This is a genomic window from Paracoccus marcusii, from assembly GCF_006151785.1.
GTDB lineage: Bacteria > Pseudomonadota > Alphaproteobacteria > Rhodobacterales > Rhodobacteraceae > Paracoccus > Paracoccus marcusii.
Genome location: NZ_VDDD01000028.1, coordinates 1 through 15,725, shown reverse-complemented (window position 1 = coordinate 15,725; position 15,725 = coordinate 1). Strand labels below are relative to the sequence as shown.

18 protein-coding genes are annotated in these 15,725 nt (G+C 63.7%); 13 read left to right on the top strand and 5 right to left on the bottom strand.

Translation table 11 applies throughout. The features are described 5' to 3' along the window. Positions 1–7 precede the first annotated feature (7 nt). Genes FHD68_RS06550 through FHD68_RS06540 form a run of 3 tightly spaced genes read left to right on the top strand, consistent with a single transcriptional unit; the run spans position 8 to position 1,874 of the window. Entirely contained in the window at positions 8–622 is a 615-nt protein-coding gene (locus tag FHD68_RS06550) for a DsbA family protein (protein WP_120444809.1), read from the top strand. Positions 623–649: 27 nt separating this feature from the next. Beyond that, entirely contained in the window at positions 650–1,171 is a 522-nt protein-coding gene (locus tag FHD68_RS06545; protein WP_223850178.1) for a DUF305 domain-containing protein, read from the top strand. Between the two features lie 52 nt (positions 1,172–1,223). After that, on the top strand, positions 1,224–1,874 hold the full coding sequence (locus FHD68_RS06540; protein ID WP_120444811.1) for a L,D-transpeptidase: 651 nt from the start codon (positions 1,224–1,226) through the stop codon (positions 1,872–1,874). Positions 1,875–1,922: 48 nt separating this feature from the next. Here FHD68_RS06540 and FHD68_RS06535 read toward each other — a convergent pair whose 3' ends face one another. From FHD68_RS06535 to FHD68_RS06525, 3 genes are all read right to left on the bottom strand, one after another. Beyond that, positions 1,923–2,195: a hypothetical protein gene (locus tag FHD68_RS06535; RefSeq protein WP_139085434.1), complete on the bottom strand. Its 273-nt coding sequence runs from the start codon at positions 2,193–2,195 to the stop codon at positions 1,923–1,925. Between the two features lie 120 nt (positions 2,196–2,315). Further along, positions 2,316–2,687, bottom strand: a complete 372-nt coding sequence (locus tag FHD68_RS06530) for a c-type cytochrome (protein WP_167550375.1) — start codon at positions 2,685–2,687, stop codon at positions 2,316–2,318. A 75-nt stretch (positions 2,688–2,762) separates the two neighbouring features. Continuing rightward, positions 2,763–3,044: a metal-sensitive transcriptional regulator gene (locus FHD68_RS06525; RefSeq protein ID WP_120444816.1), complete on the bottom strand. Its 282-nt coding sequence runs from the start codon at positions 3,042–3,044 to the stop codon at positions 2,763–2,765. Between the two features lie 101 nt (positions 3,045–3,145). Between FHD68_RS06525 and FHD68_RS06520 the strand changes: the two genes are divergently transcribed. Next, entirely contained in the window at positions 3,146–3,436 is a 291-nt protein-coding gene (locus FHD68_RS06520; RefSeq protein ID WP_139085430.1) for a hypothetical protein, read from the top strand. A 111-nt stretch (positions 3,437–3,547) separates the two neighbouring features. Here the strand turns inward: FHD68_RS06520 and FHD68_RS06515 are convergent, their stop codons facing one another. Next, positions 3,548–4,009 carry a transposase gene (locus FHD68_RS06515; protein ID WP_280115163.1) on the bottom strand — a complete coding sequence of 154 codons (462 nt, stop codon included), beginning with the start codon at positions 4,007–4,009 and terminating at the stop codon, positions 3,548–3,550. 266 nt (positions 4,010–4,275) lie between these two features. Between FHD68_RS06515 and FHD68_RS06510 the strand changes: the two genes are divergently transcribed. Beyond that, a complete protein-coding gene (locus FHD68_RS06510; protein ID WP_139085424.1) occupies positions 4,276–5,451 on the top strand; it encodes an IS256 family transposase in 1,176 nt (391 codons plus the stop codon). A 225-nt stretch (positions 5,452–5,676) separates the two neighbouring features. Here FHD68_RS06510 and FHD68_RS06500 read toward each other — a convergent pair whose 3' ends face one another. Beyond that, the gene (locus FHD68_RS06500) at positions 5,677–6,363 is read right to left on the bottom strand and encodes a DUF6629 family protein (protein WP_139085422.1); all 687 of its coding nucleotides are present in this window, start codon (positions 6,361–6,363) and stop codon (positions 5,677–5,679) included. A gap of 256 nt (positions 6,364–6,619) precedes the next feature. Here FHD68_RS06500 and FHD68_RS06495 point away from each other — a divergent pair, with 256 nt between their 5' ends. Genes FHD68_RS06495 through FHD68_RS06455 form a run of 8 tightly spaced genes read left to right on the top strand, consistent with a single transcriptional unit; the run spans position 6,620 to position 15,489 of the window. After that, entirely contained in the window at positions 6,620–6,982 is a 363-nt protein-coding gene (locus FHD68_RS06495; protein ID WP_061979516.1) for an NADH-quinone oxidoreductase subunit A, read from the top strand. Next, positions 6,979–9,045 carry a heavy metal-binding domain-containing protein gene (locus FHD68_RS19335; protein ID WP_208863749.1) on the top strand — a complete coding sequence of 689 codons (2,067 nt, stop codon included), beginning with the start codon at positions 6,979–6,981 and terminating at the stop codon, positions 9,043–9,045. The genes FHD68_RS06495 and FHD68_RS19335 overlap by 4 nt, the downstream gene beginning before the upstream one ends. Further along, positions 9,042–9,941 (top strand): complex I subunit 1/NuoH family protein, encoded by a 900-nt coding sequence (locus FHD68_RS06480; RefSeq protein WP_139085420.1) that lies wholly within the window; start codon positions 9,042–9,044, stop codon positions 9,939–9,941. The genes FHD68_RS19335 and FHD68_RS06480 overlap by 4 nt, the downstream gene beginning before the upstream one ends. An 8-nt stretch (positions 9,942–9,949) precedes the next feature. Continuing rightward, positions 9,950–10,453, top strand: a complete 504-nt coding sequence (locus tag FHD68_RS06475) for an NADH-quinone oxidoreductase subunit J family protein (RefSeq protein WP_244297778.1) — start codon at positions 9,950–9,952, stop codon at positions 10,451–10,453. Positions 10,454–10,461: 8 nt separating this feature from the next. Then, a complete protein-coding gene (nuoK, locus tag FHD68_RS06470) occupies positions 10,462–10,761 on the top strand; it encodes an NADH-quinone oxidoreductase subunit NuoK (protein ID WP_244297777.1) in 300 nt (99 codons plus the stop codon). Positions 10,762–10,763: 2 nt separating this feature from the next. After that, entirely contained in the window at positions 10,764–12,653 is a 1,890-nt protein-coding gene (locus tag FHD68_RS06465) for an NADH-quinone oxidoreductase subunit 5 family protein (protein WP_244297776.1), read from the top strand. Between the two features lie 17 nt (positions 12,654–12,670). After that, positions 12,671–14,131, top strand: a complete 1,461-nt coding sequence (locus FHD68_RS06460; protein ID WP_139085412.1) for a complex I subunit 4 family protein — start codon at positions 12,671–12,673, stop codon at positions 14,129–14,131. Next, a complete protein-coding gene (locus FHD68_RS06455; RefSeq protein ID WP_139085410.1) occupies positions 14,131–15,489 on the top strand; it encodes an NADH-quinone oxidoreductase subunit N in 1,359 nt (452 codons plus the stop codon). The genes FHD68_RS06460 and FHD68_RS06455 overlap by 1 nt, the downstream gene beginning before the upstream one ends. Positions 15,490–15,725 lie beyond the last annotated feature (236 nt).

The window sequence follows — 15,725 nt, the reverse complement described above, 5'->3', positions numbered from 1 at the left end:
CATCGCCATGGTTCAACGTCGCTCAGTTTTGCGCCTTGCTCTTGCAGGCCCCGCATTGGCCCTGGCGCCGCGGCTCGTAGCGGCAAGCCATTCCCTGCCGCCGGCTTTTCGCAGGCAATTGGAACGCGATCCCAACGCACCTGCCTTGGGAAATCCCGACGGCAATGCGACGCTGGTCGAGTTTTTTGACTACAATTGCCAGTTCTGCCGCGCGATGTTGCCGGTGGTGGGTGCGCTTCTGGATACCGATCGCAGTCTGCGTCTGGTCATGCGCGAATGGCCGGTCTTCGGTGAGGGCTCGGTTTTCGCCGCACGGGCGGCTTTGGCGTCGCGCAGTCAGGGCCGCTATCCTGAATTTCATCGCGCATTACTGCAGCAGAAAGCCCGGGCCGAGCAGGCCAGCGTCCTGCGCACGGCGCGATCCATAGGACTGGATGCCCGGCAACTTCAACGTGACATGGACCGACCCGAGGTTGCCCAGCATATCGAACAGTCGAATACGCTGGCAGCGGCGATGGGTCTGGTCGGCACGCCTACCTTCATTGCCGGGTCGGATTCGCGGTTTGGTGCCGTGCCGTTATCCGAGCTGGCCGGGTTAGTTGCAGCGGTCCGCAAAAGCTGACGGTTCATTCCAATAGGAGGAGAGACAATGGAAAATTCTGATCACAAGATGAATCACGATCGCATGAATGGCGGAAGCTACGGCCGGTTTGCGGCGATGATCTTCACCTCGACCGTGGTCATGTTCGGCCTGATGTATCTGAACACGTGGTCACTGGATCACGTCTTCTTCAGTCAGACCCGGATGTGGATGGCGCTTTACATGGGCGGAGCCATGGCGCTGATCATGCTGGCCTTCATGCTGGGCATGTATCGCAATAGGCGTGCCAATCTCATGGTCGCGGGCCTCGCCTTGTTGGCCTTTGTCCTTGGGGTGTTTCTGGTGCGCAGCCAGGCGACCGTTGATGACACCGCATGGATGAAAGCGATGATCCCACATCATTCGATTGCAATCCTGACCTCGACCCGTGCCAATATCTCGGATCCGCGTGTGCAGGCCCTGGCAGATAGCATCGTCGAGGCACAAACACTTGAGATCGCCGAGATGAAGGCCCTGATCGCCGACCTTCAAGGTGGACCTGCGGCCACACCCGAAATCGATGGTCGATAGACCGCCTATTGGGGGTCCGTTGAACGACAGAAATCAAACAAGGAGTACCAATTTGCTGACGCGCAGACATTTCATCCAAACCACGACCGCGCTGTTTTCCGCTATGGCCGCCAGCCCGGTTCTCGCGACAAGCTGGCCCGATGCCGCACAGAAAGCGGCGTGGGACGCCGAGGTGACGCCGGCGGTTCCCAACCCTTGGGGACTTCACCCCCGTTTCCTGCCTCAGCGTGTTCTGGCAAATGATGGTCTGGTGCCGGGTGATATCCACGTCGATGCCGTGGCGAGATATCTTTATCACATCGAAGAGGGCGGGGTCGCGATGCGCTATGGCGTGGCGATCGGCAGGGGCGATCTGTACGAGCCGGGCGTCTATACGATCAAGCGCAAGGCCGAATGGCCGCACTGGACGCCGACCCAGAACATGATACAGCGCGAGCCGGAAATTTACGACCAGTTTGCAGGCGGGGTGGAACCCGGCCCCCAAAACGCGCTCGGCTCTCGTGCGCTGTATCTCTATGTCGGTGACAGGGACACCTACCTGCGGATTCACGGAACACCGTTTCCAACCTCGATCGGCAGTCGGGCGAGCTCTGGCTGTGTGCGCATGGTCATGTCGCACATCAATGCACTGTATCCGCAGGTCCAGATCGGCTCGACCGCCTATCTGTATTCCCCCGATGGCAGCGTGACGCCGTTAAGCTGAGTTGCCTCGGCCCAGACGGCTTCGCTGCCTCAGGGGGCGCCGTCCGGGTCAGGATTGACGCGCGTTACAGATATGGTTGCCGTTCGCAGCACGCAGCGGCACCAGCGTCCTTTCGACCGGTCCCACGTGATAATACCAATAGCAATCGTCTTCCGCGACTAGCGTTGCCGTGGTCAGATCCTGATTCGGACCGGCAAGGGCAACGACCGCATCGGGGATAGGATAGAGAGAAGTTTGCGCAGTGCTGCTTTCCACCGTTGGAGCGGTGCAGCCGGCGGCTACAAGCAGTGTTACGGCAAGTGCTGTGGTGTTTTTCTGCATGGAATCTCCAGAGGGTTAAGTGAGGTCTTCGGGAACCGATGTTGGCCAGTCATTTGCCGTGGCCGGCTTTTGTCGATTGGAGAGTCGGCCTCGGCAAAACCGGCCCTAGCGCCGTTGGCATCATTTGATACTCTCGCGCGCCATTCGGCTTTGGATCCTGCGCTCGCGTTTAGGCCAAGTCGATTTGATATAGGCCAGAACGGCGGCGATCTCGCTGTCGCTCATGGTGTCGCCAAAGCCCGGCATGTCACTTTCATACTGGCCACCCACGACTGCCGCAGTACCATCGCGGATGATCTTCATCAGCATGACATCGGGGTGATGCCATGTATGTCCGGCTTCATCATGCGGCGGGGCCGGATATCGACCGTTTGGAAGCGGAGATTTCCAGTCTGGCTGGCCCTGTAATTCATCGCCGTGGCAGCTGGCGCAATTCTCGGCATAAAGCGCTTTGCCCCGCGCGATCTCGGATGCATCGCCTGTCATATACATGCCCAATATGACGACGGCGGCAACGGCGATGGCTGCGGTCAAGGTGACACGGCGTGTCCCGTTTATCGCCATTGGTCAGTCGCGCAGCTTTTCCAGCAGTTCCACCACCTCGCGGAACATGACCCGCTGGCGATCCTGATCACCGGATTCAATCGCCGCCTCCATACAGCTTCGGGCGTGGTCCTCGATCAGAAGACGTTCTACCGCGCGCAGGGCGGATCGGATGGCAGCGGTCTGGTTCAGCACATCAACACAATAGCGACCATCCTCGACCATGCGCGACACACCCTGAACCTGACCGTTCAGACGTGACAGACGCTTGAGGACTGCATCGCGATTTTGTTTGTCATGGGCCAATGGCGCGCTCCGGACTTTATCGTTTACAGCTTGCATTATACCCACTGGGGGTATATCGCAAGTTAAAGATACCCCCTATAGGTATCGGGCCGGAGGACAGTATGGACGAAGATCAGAACCATTCTCATGAACACCATGACCACGCGTCTCATGGTCATTCCGCCCCGGCGCCTTCCCAGCCGGAACCCGGCAAGGCCATCGATCCCGTTTGCGGCATGCAGGTCACGATCAAACCCGATGCGCGCCACCGCGACTATGGCGGCGACACCTTTTATCCCGCATTATTCGCCGAGCCGGCTCGGCGGCGCGCTGGAGGCGGGTTGAAGCCGTTCTTGCCGGCTTCTGGGCACCAGCTTGTTGCCGATGAGAGCTACGCATCCCGGTTTGGTTGAGAGAGTGGGCGAGACGACATCCTTTGGATGATTTCGCCCTTTGGATCGGCCACGACTTCTGGCCGCCCCTGGGCGTTCATTCTGTCGGCGGCATCTGCAACTTGCTCGCGATTATAGGTCGGCCCCGCGTAGCATCTGGATCTGCGGCCAGATGGCGGCCCAGTAGGGCGCGGCCGTTGCGGCAAGTATCAAGGTCATGCGCCGGGCTGAAATGATGAGACGAGCGCCGGCGCGCAGCACGCGTTCCCGCAGGCGGCGCAGGCTCCAAGGGGCTTTCGTGGCGCGCGCCATGGCCCGGCGCGCCACGTGCATGATCTGGTAGGCGAGCATGGCGACGAGCAACCGGACTTCGTTGCAGGCGAAGGCATCGATGGGGGGCGTGACCGATTTCGGCTTCTTGCCGCGCAGATGGGTCTTGGCGCGATTGGTGGAGGACAGCGCTGGAGACAGCACGTCCATCAGCTCGCCCATGTGGCCTTCTGCTTTGCCGCGCTGGCGATAATGGTCCAGCAGGGCCTGCCCCTTCATCTGGAAGCGCGAGATCGAGGTGACGAGGAAGAAGCGGTCGAGCAGCAGATCGACACCTCGACTGACAGGCCCAAAGCGGCTCGGCCCCTATCCTGACCGTGAGCTGGATTGCCAAGAGGCACTGGAAGCGAGATTTGTCGCGCTGGTTGACGAGGCTGAAGCGGTCGGATGGGTGCGGACGGAGGTTTAGTTAGCGTCCGAGGAGCTGGTGTAATTTCATCGCCGCCAGCGGTGTGATCCCGGGTGGCCATCGAGGTGTAAGATCGAGGTGGAGTTTCGACGCTTCAACCACGCACCTTACGGAGACCCCGATGACCAAGACGAACATGGACCTGTCCGAGCTTCTGGCCAAGCACGATCAGGGAGACTTTCTGCGCGGCATAGCCGAGGCCGTGCTGCAGCTGATCATGGAGACCGATGTGGAAGGTATCATCGGCGCCGGTCGCCACGAGCGCAGCGGCGAACGGACGACCTGGCGGAACGGGTATCGAGAGCGCGCTCTCGATACCCGTTTGGGCACGCTGAACCTGCGGGTGCCGAAGCTGCGCCAAGGCAGCTACTTCCCGGGCTTCCTGGAGGCCCGCAAGACATCCGAGCAGGCGTTGGTGGCCGTGATCCAGGAGGCGTGGATCGGCGGCGTCTCCACCCGCCGCGTCGACGAGTTGGTGCAGGCAATGGGGCTGAGCGGCATCTCGAAGAGCACGGTGTCCAAGCTGTGCAAGGACATCGATGAGCGGGTCGGTGAGTTCCTGAACCGCCCGCTGAGCGGGGAGTGGCCCTATGTCTGGCTGGATGCCACCTATCTCAAGGTGCGTCAGGGCGGCCGGATCGTGCCAGTCGCGGCCATAATCGCTGTCGCCGCCAACACCGAAGGACGCCGCGAAATCATCGGTCTGGGCATCGGCCCATCCGAGGCCGAGACGTTCTGGACCGAGTTCCTGCGCTCGCTGCGGGCCCGGGGTCTCGGTGGCGTCCGGCTGGTCATCAGCGACGCCCATACCGGTCTCAAGGCCGCCATCGCCCGCGTGTTCGAAGCCTCTTGGCAAAGGTGTCGCGTTCACTGGATGCGCAACGCGCTGGCACACGTCTCGCGCGGCCAGCACACCGTGGTCGCCGCCGCGATCCGGCAAGCCTTCGACCAGCCCGACCGCGCCCATGCGGGCGAGACCTGGCACAAGGTGTCCGAGCAGCTGCGTCCGCGATGGCCCAAGCTGGCCGATCTGATGGACGCCAGCGAGCATGACGTGCTGGCCTACATGTCCTTCCCTCGCCAGCATCGCACCAAGCTTCACAGCACGAATCCAATCGAGAGGCTGAACAAGGAGGTGAAGCGGCGTGCCGATGTTGTCGGGATCTTCCCGAACGAGGCTTCCATCATGCGCCTGATCGGCGCCGTGCTGTTCGAGCAGAATGACGAATGGCAGACCTCTAGCCGATACATGATGGTCGAAGCCTTCGCCCAAATCGACAAGGAGGAGCCAAATTGATCCGGCGGATCGATTTCGGTGAAGAGGATCGGAAAATCGTGGCCGCCGATATGGGGTTGAACCGCAATGCCCTTGGCGTTCGGCTGCACAGGGCGCGCGCTGCTCTGCGCGAGGCGATCCAATACCATTGTGGAGCCTGCTGCCTGGAGGATCCCGATGATTGCTACTGCCCAGTCTAGCGCCGAAGCGATCCCCTACTGCGACAAGCAAAGCTAGGCGACGGAATCAGGCGAACAATTCAGGGCATTCACGGGCGCATTTGTTGGTCAAAATGATGTACACCAGATGCAGCGTTGCGAGCCCCGCCAGCAGGCAGAAAAACGAAATGTAGGCAAACTGGAGAAAGGCGATATCGATCACGATCACCGCCACCAGCGTCAGGGCGAAATGGCGCATATGTTTGTAATGCGACAGCGCTGGCGGGAGGGTGATAAGGGTCACATAGATTGTATTGGTCAGCCAGCGTGGCATCATGAAATCCAGCCACATGGATTTTTCATAGGCCAGAGACTGATTGTTGACCTCGACCACCACCATGTCACTGTTTAGCCCGTGCGGTATGTAAAGCAGCAGTCCGAAAGCCAGCCCGATCAACGCCATGAGGCGGAACAACCGCTTTCGGGGGCTGTCGTCCGGTTCAAGCACGTAGACCGAGAAGGGGACCCAGATCGGCCACATGAACCAGGTGAAAAAGATGAACCCCATTGCCCCCCACAAAACCGTCAGGGGATCGTTTCCGTTCATGCCGACCCAGACAAAACCCTCGGTAAACTGCTGCAGTCCGGCGAAAAGCGGCATCAGGGCAAGCGGGAGATAGCGTTTGTTGCGCCGCCAAGCCACAATTGAAATGGCCGTGCCGCCGCCAACAAGAAAAACACTGGCGGCAAAGCTGACTTGAGCGGACAGGCACATTTGACTTCCCTCTGTCATGTTTGTTCGGATCGTCAATCATGCAACGCTAAATCACCGGCCACCCAATTGGAAGAAACCAATTGGAGACCTGTGTTCTTGAAGTCCCAAGCCCGGAATTTTCGGAGAGCTGTAATAATCCGTTGCGCGCAGCGTCTTAGCATAACGGCAGCATGGCCGCTGGCGTTGGTTTGATTGTGCCTTTCTGCTTAAACCCTTAACACTTTAGAGAGTCGAGCACCCGAAGGAGATAACACGGATGAGCGAGCTTTCCCAATACGCGATCCTTTTCGGGCTGAGTGTCGGTGTGTTCGGTTTCGTGCTCAGCCTCTACGGGCTCGCCCGGGCCATCGGGCGCACGCGCTCGGAACCGGGCAAGGACGTGCCCGCCACGGCCGGTACCTTGTCGCGCGATCCGGTCTGGGTCCGCTATCATGCGCGCTATGCCGGTTATGCGCTGCTGTTTCTGGCCTTCGACATGGAGATGGCGTTCATGTATCCGTGGGCGGTCGTCTACCGCGAAGAAGGGCTGATCGCATTGCTCGACATGGGCGTTTTCCTCTCAATCCTGTTCCTGGGCCTGCTCTATGGCTGGAGCCAGGGCGCGTTGAGGCGGCAATGACCATAGCCGGGGCGCGAGAGGGCGCGATGTACGGGATCAGGCGGGCGGTCGCGGCGGCCATGGCGCGCGATCTGACGGCCTTTGTGCTGCCCGGCCCGTCTGTCGCGCGGTCGATGGGGATCGACCTTGCCAATGCGCACCTGCGTGTTGTAGGCACCCCGCGCCATGCCGACGTTCTCATCGTCGTCGGCCCGATTCCGGACGGTCTGCGCGATGCCGCCGCCGTCACCTACGCGCAGATGCCGCGCCCCCGCGCGATCCTGGCACTGGGCGCAGGCGACATCGCCCCGTTGCCCGATGCGGACGTGTCGGCCCCGCTGACACGGGCCGGGCTGGCCGATCTGCGCCGCGTGATCGCCGCGGGCGCGTTTCGCGCTGACAGCGGGGAGTTTAACGCCCCCGCTCTTGAGGTGCGCGTGGAATACACTTGCCCGATGCACCCCGAAATCGTCCGCGACGCCCCCGGAGACTGCCCCAAATGTGGCATGACGCTGGTGCCGCGCGAAACAGCGTCCGATGGACATGGTGGGCACGGTGGCCACGACATGCCCCGGGAGGACAGGCCAAACCCCGCCGATCACGCACATGCGGGCCACGCTCACGACGCGGGCGGGTCGGGGGCATACACTTGCCCGATGCACCCCGAGGTGATCAGCGACGCACCGGGCAAGTGCCCCAAATGCGGCATGAACCTGGCGAAGGCGGAGGAGGTGGAAAGCCACGGTCACGGGCATGGGCATGGGCATGGGCACGCAAGCCACGCGCCCTCCGCGCATGGCGATCATGCCGGTCACGACGACAAGGCGGGCGGGTCGGGGGCATATAGTTGCCCGATGCACCCCGAGGTGATCAGCGATGCACCGGGCAAGTGCCCTAAATGCGGCATGAACCTGGTGAAGGCGGAGGAGGTGGAAAGCCACGGTCCCGGTCACGGTCACGGGCATGGCGGTCACGGCGGTCATGGCAAACAGCAGGACCATTCCGGCCACGATGGGCATGCCGGACATGGCGGCCACTCCAAGGCCACTATCGACGGGATCGAGCCGCATTTCATGTCGATGGTCGAGATGACCAAGGACCAGCCGCGCAGCAGCGACGGGTTACAGATGGACTGGATCAAGGTGCCGTTCGGGCCGTTCTTTCCCGGCCTGCCGGCTGGGCTGCGGCTGACGTTGACGCTGGATGGCGATACCGTTGCGGCCAGCGACGCCACGAGCCTTGTCGGCGCGACGGATTTGATGGATGGGCCGCAGATGAGGGTGGCCGATTTCGTCGAGCGTCTGGCCACCATGATGCCGCTCAGCAGCGTGTCCTATCGCGCGCTGGCTTGCGCTGCGATTGAGGTGGCCGCCGGCGTCGAGCCCGACCATGACGCGCGCCGTGGCCGCGCCGCCGCCGTGGAACGCGAGCGGATCGCCAGCCACCTGAACTGGCTGGCCGAGTTCGGCCTTCAGTCGGGTTTTTTGTGGCTCGCCGCGCGCGCTGGGGCGTTGCAACTGGCCGTTCAAGGTGCCGACGTTGCCGGGATTGCCACGCAGGCTGGGGCGATCCGGCGGCTGTCGCGCCGGGTGCAGGCGGCCCCGCTGATGCGGATGCGGCTTAGACGCATCGCGCGCATCGGCAATGACGCCCCGGCCAGCGGCCCGGTGGACCGGGCGCGAGGTGGCGGATCGGATGCCCGAACGGGTGATCCAACGCTGAAGGATCTCGGGTTCGAAATGCGCGTCCGCAACGGCGGCGATGCGCTGGCGCGGCTGCGGCTGCGCTGCGACGAGATCGCCCAAAGCCTCGACCTGATCGCGGCCGCCGGGATGATTGCTGTGCCGCAGGTGCCGGATGTGGGCAGGGTGTCGGGCGAGGGCGAGGCTCGCATCGAAACACCGCGCGGCACGGCGTCGCTGCGCGTGAAGCTGGCCAATGGCAAGGTGGTCGAGGCCGATCTCGACACGCCGACAGACGTGAACATCGCCCTTGTCGAAACGGTGACGGCGCAGCAGGAACTGGGCGATGCCCTGAGCGCCGTCGCCTCGCTCGACCTGTCGCCCTGGGAGGTGCGTGGATGAGCATTCTTGTCGTTCTCCTGTCGCTCGCCGCCGGGGCCTATGCGCTGGCCGTCATCGAACGATGGGCCGTGCATGGGCACCTGAGCCTGACCGGTCCGGCCTGGGCCGCCTTGGCGCTTATGGGGCGGGAATCGCTGCTGGCGCGCAAATCTGACCGGTTGTTCTTTGAGCTTGGGCCGGTGCTGCTTTTGGTGGCGGGGCTGATGGCGGTGGCAGTGATCCCGCTGGCGCCGGGGCTTATCATCACCGACCTGGCGACCGGAGCGCTGTTTTTGAACGCTGCGCTGGCCTATGTGCTGGTGGCGCTGATCATGGCGGGCTGGGGGCCGAACGGGGCCTACGCCATGATCGCGGGCTGGCGGTTCCTGGGCCAGTTCATTGCCTATGCCATGCTGATCGTGATGCCGATCACCGCCGTCGCCATGCGGGCGGAGTCGCTCTCGACGGTTGAGATCGTCGCCTCGCAGGCGCAGCTCTGGAACGTGCTGTACCAGCCGATGGGGTTTGTCCTGTTCGTCGTGGCGGCGATGGGGCTGGCCTGGCTGCCGCCGCTGGACCTGCCCGATGCGACCGGCGAATTGGCCGGCGGGGTCGAGGCGGAATATACCGGCGTGCGGCTGGCAGTGCTGCGGCTGGCGCGGATGGTCATTATCCTGGCGCTGGCGGGGGCGACCGTGACCTTCTATCTGGGCGGCTGGCTGGGCCCGTGGCTGCCCGCGTGGGCCTGGAGCGCGATCAAGATCCTGGCCGTGGCCGCGGCCATGCTGAGCGTCGGGCGCTATATGCCGCGCATCCGCGAAGCGCGTTACCTGGCGCTGAGCTGGAAGCTGGGGATCTCGCTGGCGCTGGCCAATATCTTTGTCGTGGGCGTGATCGCGCTGGTGGTGCCGATATGACGGTTCAGATGATCTTCTTGGCGTTCTTCGGCGGCGCGGCGGTGTGGTTCGGCGTCGTGGTTTTCCGCACCCATTCGATGGTGCGCTCGGCGCTGGCGCTGCTGTTTTCGCAAACCGCGATAGGGGCGATGTTTCTGGTCATGCAGGCCGAGTTTCTGGGCGTGTTGCAGATCATGATGATGGCCACGGAAATGAGCGTGATGGCGATTTTCATGGTGATGTTCATGATGGATCCCGGCGGCATGGGCAAAATGGACATGACCCACCAGAAACGCCTGTCGCTCTGGGCCGGGGGCATTGGGCTGCTGGCGGCGCTGCTGCTGGTCTGGCTGCCCGATTGGGGTCCGGTCGCCCTGTCTGTGCCGGGTGCGCATGAGCAGGCCGCCGATCTGGGCCGCGAATTGCTGGGCCGGTCAATGTTCATCTTCCAGTCGGCAGGGCTGACCATCCTGACGGCCATGGTTGCGGCCACGATGGTGGCCATCGTCCCCAACGCGGAGCAGAGCAAATGATTGTGGAGATGATGATCGCGCTCAGCGTCGGCGCGGGGCTGTTTGGTATCGGTCTTTACGGCGCGCTGAGCCAGACGAACCTGGTGATGATCATCATGGGGGTCGAGCTGATTTTGGCCGCAGCACTGGTCAATCTGGTGGCCTTCTGGCGCTATCTGCATCCCGATGAACCGGCCGGTCAGATGTTCGTGCTGATCGTGATGGCGGTGATGGCGGTCGAAATGGCGGTCGGCTTTGCCATCGCCATCGCGCGGTTCCGGGTGCGCGGGTCGGTTGAGATGGAAGAAGCGCGCGAGTTGAAGGGATGACGATGCTGGCGCTCATTATCCTTGCGCCGCTGCTGGCGGGTCTCGCGGCGCTTGTGCTGCGCCGCGCACCCGAAGCGATTGCACTGGCGGGCGTCGGCCTTGGGTTTGTCGCGGCGATGGCGTTGCTGGCGGGGATCGTTTCCGGTGGCACCATGCAACTGGTCCTGCCGGGGCTGCCGCAGATGCCGCTGCGGTTGGTCGCGACGCCGCTGACGGCGGTGTTTTCGGCCATGGTGGCGACGGTGGCGGCCTGTGTGCTGATCTACGCTGTCGGTTACATGCGCAGCGACCCCGAGAAGCCGCGCTTTTTCGGGATTCTGCTGCTGTTTGTCGCCGCGATGCAGGCGCTGGTTCTGGCGGGCGACTGGATCACCGTGCTGGCGGCGTGGGAACTGATCGGTTTTTCCAGCTATCTGCTGATCGGGTTCTGGCATGGGCGTGACGGCGTCGCCGGTGCCGCGATGCGGGCGTTTCTGTATACCCGCAGCGCCGATCTGGGGCTTTATCTGGGGATTTTCGTGCTGATCGGCTGGGCCGGCACCGCGGAAATCTCGGCCACGTTGGATATCACCGGCACGCCCGCACTGGTCGCCGGGTTGCTGTTGCTGATCGGCGCGATGGGCAAGTCGGCGCAGGTGCCGTTGCAGGACTGGTTGCAGCGCGCCATGGCCGGCCCGACGCCGGTCTCCGCTTTGCTGCATTCCGCGACTCTGGTGGCGGCGGGGGCGATCCTGCTGATCCGCGTGACCCCGATGCTGCCCGCAGGCGCGCTGATTGCGGTCGGGCTGGTGGGCGGCGTCACCGCCGTCGTTGCCGGCCTGATCGCGCTGGCCGAGCGGGACCTGAAGCGGCTGCTGGCCGCCTCGACCTCCAGCCAGTACGGGCTGATGCTGCTGGCCATTGGCGCGGGGGTGCCGGTGGCGGCGCTGCTGCACCTTATCGCCCACGCGGCGATAAAGAGCACGCTTTTTCTGGGGGCGGGTGTGTTCCAGCATGATCGCGACAGCACCGACATGGATGCGGTCGCGGGCGCGGGCCGGGCACGACCGCTGGTGCTGGCCGCTTTCGGCATTGCTGCTTTGGCGCTGGCGGGGATCCCGCCGCTGGCGGGGTTCTTTTCCAAGGACGCGATCCTTGCCGCCGCGCTGGCGGCCCCCGGGGTCGTATGGCTCGCGCCGCTGGCGCTGGCAGGCACGGTGCTGACCGGGGCCTATATGGCGCGGGCGCTGCGGGTGCTGTGGCAGGGCGAGGCCCAGCCCGTTCTGGGCAAGGGGATGGGCTGGATGGGTGCGGGCATGGCGGTGCTGACGGCGCTGGCGGCGGGGCTTGGGTTCGCCTTCACGCCGCTGGAACATCTGCTTGAGGCCGAACTGCCGCCGGAAGGAACCGCGATGATCCTCGGGCTTATGGCGGCGCTGAGCGGCCTGGTGCTGGGCTGGTTCATCCAACCTGCCCGCCTGATGGGGCCGGTTCTGCCGATGGCGCAGCGCGGCTTTGCCGTCGCGGGCGGTATGGACGGGCTGGTGCTGCGCCCGTCGCTGGCTTTTGCCGCCGCCTGTGAAGGTTTCGAACGGCGTCTGCTGGCGTCGCAACTTGGCCTTGTGCGGATCTTGAGCCTTGGCACCGCATCCAGTGCCGAGCGTTCAGACAACCGGCTTTATGCCGCGACCCTTCAGGTGGGCCGGATGAACCTGCGCCTGGGTGACAGCGCCGAGACCACCGACACAAAAGGCATCGACGGGCTGATCTTCGGCCTTGTCGACCGGACAATTGCCGCCGGCCGCCGCCTGCGCCTGCTGCAAAGCGGGCTCATCCACCGCGAACTCGCCCTGACCGTCATGGGCATTGCCGTCATCGCGGCGGTGCTGCTGATCTTACCGATGTCCTCCTGAAGAAAGACGACCCCGCCATGCCCCTTCTCTCGATCTCCGTCTTTTTGCCGCTTCTTGGTGGCGTGCTGCTGATGGCCCTGCCAAACAAGTCGGCGCGCATCGCCCATGGCGTTTCCATCGCCACCACCGGGCTGACCTTCGTGGTGACGCTGGCGATCTGGGCGCGGGGCACGCTGCCAGGCGGTTTCGCGCAGGTCGAGGAGATCGCATGGATCCCGGCCATCGGCGCGGCCTACCGGCTGGGCATCGACGGGCTAAGCCTGCCGCTGATCCTGCTGACCTCGCTGCTGTTTTTCCTGTCGGCAATCTATGCGGCGCGGATCACCGACCGCCCGGCGGTCTTTGTCGCGCTGATGCTGATGCTGGAGACCGCGTCGATCGGCACTTTCGCGGCGCTGGACGCGCTCCTGTTCTACGTCTTCTTTGAAGTGTCGCTGGTCGGCATGTACTTCATGATCGTCGGCTGGGGCTATGAAGAACGCCAGCGCGCCGGGCTGATGTTCTTCATCTACACGCTGCTAGGCTCGCTGCCGCTGTTGCTGGCGATCATCGGGCTGTATCTGGCCACGGGAAGTTTTGACATGCGGCTGTGGATCGAGGCGCCGCCACTGACTGGGCTGGCGGCGATGCTGGCGCTGATCGCGATGCTGTTCACCTTCGCGGTCAAGATCCCGTCCTTTCCAGTGCATACTTGGCTGCCCGCGGCCCACGTGCAGGCCCCGACCGTGGGCAGCGTGATCCTCGCCGGGGTGATGCTGAAATTCGGCACATACGGCCTTGTGCGTTTCGCCTTACAGATGACGCCCGACGCCTTTGCGCAGGCCGGTCAGGTGGTGCTGGCCTTTGGCGTATTCAGCGCCCTTTACGGTGCCTTCGTGGCGCTGGCGCAGTCAGATCTGAAGAAGATGATCGCCTATACGTCGGTGAACCACATGGGCTATGTGGTGATCGGCGTCGCGGTGGCGGCGCTGACGCTGGACCCTGACTTGCGGGCGGTCGCGCTCAATGGTGCGACCTTGCAGATGGTCAGCCACGGCGTCGTCACCGGGGCGTTGTTCTTTCTCGTCGGCATGTTGCAGTCGCGCGCCCACGAACGCGAGATGACCGCGTTCGGCGGGCTGCTGGGGCAGGTGCCATGGCTGGGCTGGGCCTTCGTGCTGTCGGCCTTTGCCTCGCTCGGGCTGCCGGGGTTGGCGCATTTCCCGGCTGAATTTCAGATCTTCCTGGCCACGCTGAATGCTCAGCCCTGGGCCATCGTGGCGATTATCGCCATTGTGGTGACGGCGGGGCTTTACCTGCGCGCGATCGCGGCGGTATTTCTGGGCGAGCCGAACGAGAAATGGGCGGCGATGCCCGATCTGGACCGCGGCGAGATGCAGGCCGTCGTGCCGCTGCTCATCCTCATCATCCTTATCGGGGTCGCGCCGTCCTGGTTGCTGGGCATGATCGACGCGACGATGCGGGCACTGCAATTCTAATGGCGCGCGACCTGTCCTTTCTGTTTCCCGAGCTGATGCTGGCCTCCACTGTCGTGCTGATGCTGGTGGCCGAGATGCTGCGCGCGCCCCGTCTGGCGTTGGCGTTCGGGCTGATCGGGCTGGGTCTGTCCACCGCGCTGACCCTTCCGCTGCTGGAGGCCGACACCAGCGTCTTTGGCGGCACCTACCGCGTCGATCTGCTGTCCGGCTGGGCCAAGTTGATCTTGCTGCCGGGCACCGCGCTGGCGCTTTTGATGACGCGGGCCGAGATCGCCGGGAAGGACCGCGAGGGCAGCGTTTATGTGCTGCTGTGCCTGGTGACGCTGGGGGCGCTGATGCTGGCGGGCGGTGGCGACATGATGCTGCTGGTCCTGGGCGTGGTCCTGACGGGCCTCGGCTCCTTCGCGATGGTGGCCTGGCCGCGCAACGATGCCGCGACCGAGGCGGCAATGAAATATCTGGTGTTCGGCGCCGTCACCGGATCGGTGATGATCTACGGGCTGACCTTCTGGTTCGGTGGGGCCGGGTCGACGCTCTTTTCCGAGCTCGGGGCGCTCGATGGCAAGCCGCTGATCGCGCTGGCGGGGCTGGTCGCGGTGCTGATCGGGCTGGGCTACAAGGCGGCGCTGGTGCCGTTCCAGTTCTGGGCACCGGACGCCTATGACGGCGCGCCGGTCTCGGTCGCGGCGTTCCTGTCGGTCATCACCAAGGTTGCCGCGATCTTCGCCTTTGCGCAGGTGCTGCGCGATCTGCCGGTATCCACCGGCTGGCCGTTCGTCGTCGCGCTGATCGCGGCAGTGACGATGACACTCGGCTATCTGGCGGCTCTGGTGCAGACCAATGCCGTGCGGCTGCTGGCCTATTCTTCGGTTGCGCAGGCGGGCTATTTCATGATGGGGATCGTGGCGCTCGGTACCAGCGCGCTGGCCCTGCCTTCGGTAATCGTGTTTGGTGCGGCCTATGTGGCGATGAACCTGGGAGCCTTTGCAGTCATAATGATCGCGGGCCGCAATCTGGACGATTTCAAGGGGTTCGGCCGCGCGCGACCGGTGGTCGGCGTGGCGATGGTCGTGTTCCTGCTGTCGCTCACCGGCATTCCGCCGCTCTTCGGCTTTGTCGGCAAGGTGCTGCTGTTCGGCGCCGCGATCGAGACCGGCTATCTGTGGCTGGCGGTGATCGGCATCCTCAACAGTGTGCTGGCGCTGGCGGTCTATCTGCGCATAGTGGTGTCGATGTATCAGGCGCGCGAGGGCGATGCGGGCCGGACTGAGATGGCGCCGCCGCTGTTGGTCGTTCTCTGGGCGACCGCGCTGGTCACGGCGCTGATGGGGCTATTTGCGGGAGTGTTTCCCGGCTGACTTAAGGCGCGGTTTTGTGCCAGTCGGTCAAAGTGGTGATCTTGCTATCCTAGCCTGCCAGCGGCTCGGCCATTCGCTCCGCATTCCCGGGATTAAGCAGCGTCTCGATATCACCATAAGCGCGGCGGGTGGCCACGGCCCCAGCCGCGATACAGTGGCGCTTTAGAGCGCGTTGCGTTTAATCGGTTTCATATCCGGCGGCTTTGAAGAAATTGTAGCATTCCTCATCGGTGAAA

Bases quoted from the DNA above. Each gene is read 5' to 3' on its own strand.
- FHD68_RS06550 (WP_120444809.1), top strand. From the start codon at position 8: ATGGTTCAACGTCGCTCAGTTTTGCGCCTTGCTCTTGCAGGCCCCGCA.
- FHD68_RS06545 (WP_223850178.1), top strand. From the start codon at position 650: ATGGAAAATTCTGATCACAAGATGAATCACGATCGCATGAATGGCGGA.
- FHD68_RS06535 (WP_139085434.1), bottom strand. From the start codon at position 2,195: ATGCAGAAAAACACCACAGCACTTGCCGTAACACTGCTTGTAGCCGCC.
- FHD68_RS06530 (WP_167550375.1), bottom strand. From the start codon at position 2,687: ATGTATATGACAGGCGATGCATCCGAGATCGCGCGGGGCAAAGCGCTT.
- FHD68_RS06520 (WP_139085430.1), top strand. From the start codon at position 3,146: ATGGACGAAGATCAGAACCATTCTCATGAACACCATGACCACGCGTCT.
- FHD68_RS06510 (WP_139085424.1), top strand. From the start codon at position 4,276: ATGACCAAGACGAACATGGACCTGTCCGAGCTTCTGGCCAAGCACGAT.
- FHD68_RS06500 (WP_139085422.1), bottom strand. From the start codon at position 6,363: ATGTGCCTGTCCGCTCAAGTCAGCTTTGCCGCCAGTGTTTTTCTTGTT.
- FHD68_RS06495 (WP_061979516.1), top strand. From the start codon at position 6,620: ATGAGCGAGCTTTCCCAATACGCGATCCTTTTCGGGCTGAGTGTCGGT.
- FHD68_RS19335 (WP_208863749.1), top strand. From the start codon at position 6,979: ATGACCATAGCCGGGGCGCGAGAGGGCGCGATGTACGGGATCAGGCGG.
- FHD68_RS06480 (WP_139085420.1), top strand. From the start codon at position 9,042: ATGAGCATTCTTGTCGTTCTCCTGTCGCTCGCCGCCGGGGCCTATGCG.
- FHD68_RS06475 (WP_244297778.1), top strand. From the start codon at position 9,950: ATGATCTTCTTGGCGTTCTTCGGCGGCGCGGCGGTGTGGTTCGGCGTC.
- nuoK (WP_244297777.1), top strand. From the start codon at position 10,462: ATGATGATCGCGCTCAGCGTCGGCGCGGGGCTGTTTGGTATCGGTCTT.
- FHD68_RS06465 (WP_244297776.1), top strand. From the start codon at position 10,764: ATGCTGGCGCTCATTATCCTTGCGCCGCTGCTGGCGGGTCTCGCGGCG.
- FHD68_RS06460 (WP_139085412.1), top strand. From the start codon at position 12,671: ATGCCCCTTCTCTCGATCTCCGTCTTTTTGCCGCTTCTTGGTGGCGTG.
- FHD68_RS06455 (WP_139085410.1), top strand. From the start codon at position 14,131: ATGGCGCGCGACCTGTCCTTTCTGTTTCCCGAGCTGATGCTGGCCTCC.